A 597-nucleotide genomic window follows, 5' to 3' on the forward strand; every position below is an offset into this window, starting at 1 on the left:
GTATTAGTTGCTTTTATGGCTGCAGGTTTCTGTATGCTTGAAAGTGGATTAGTAACAACAAAAAGTGTATCAACAATTGCAGCCAAAAATATTGGTAAATTTGCAATTTGTTCATTAATATTTTTTCTATGTGGTTATAATTTAGCTTACGGTATTCCAGAAGGTGGTTTTATTGGATCTTTTTCAATGTGGAGCGATTCTTCTGAATTAGCTACTGGTTATTCTGATTATTCCGATTGGTTCTTTCAAACAATGTTTGTATGTGCAACTGCCTCTATAGTTTCAGGAGCTGTAGCTGAAAGAATTAAAATTTGGCCTTTTTTTATCTTTGCTGCAATCATGGCTGGAGTAATTTATCCAATTTCAATGGGTTGGCAGTGGGGTGGAGGTTGGTTAGCAACTTCAGGCTTTTCTGACTTTGCTGGATCAACTTTAGTTCATGCGTGTGGTGGTGCCGCTGCATTAGCTGGTGTTATAGTTTTAGGTGCAAGAGAAGGAAGATTCTCAAAATCAGGTGAAACTAAATCTTTAGTACCGTTTGCTGCATCTTCAATTCCATTAGTAACACTTGGAACATTTTTACTTTGGTTTGGTTGG

At 36.7% G+C, this 597-nt stretch carries 1 pseudogene; it reads left to right on the forward strand.

The window, feature by feature from the left end:
• A pseudogene (locus AMN88_RS02170) lies at nt 1-597 on the forward strand (ammonium transporter); the annotation flags it as partial.

The organism is Candidatus Pelagibacter communis (assembly GCF_001180165.1).
GTDB classification, from domain to species: Bacteria; Pseudomonadota; Alphaproteobacteria; order Pelagibacterales; family Pelagibacteraceae; genus Pelagibacter; species Pelagibacter ubique_P.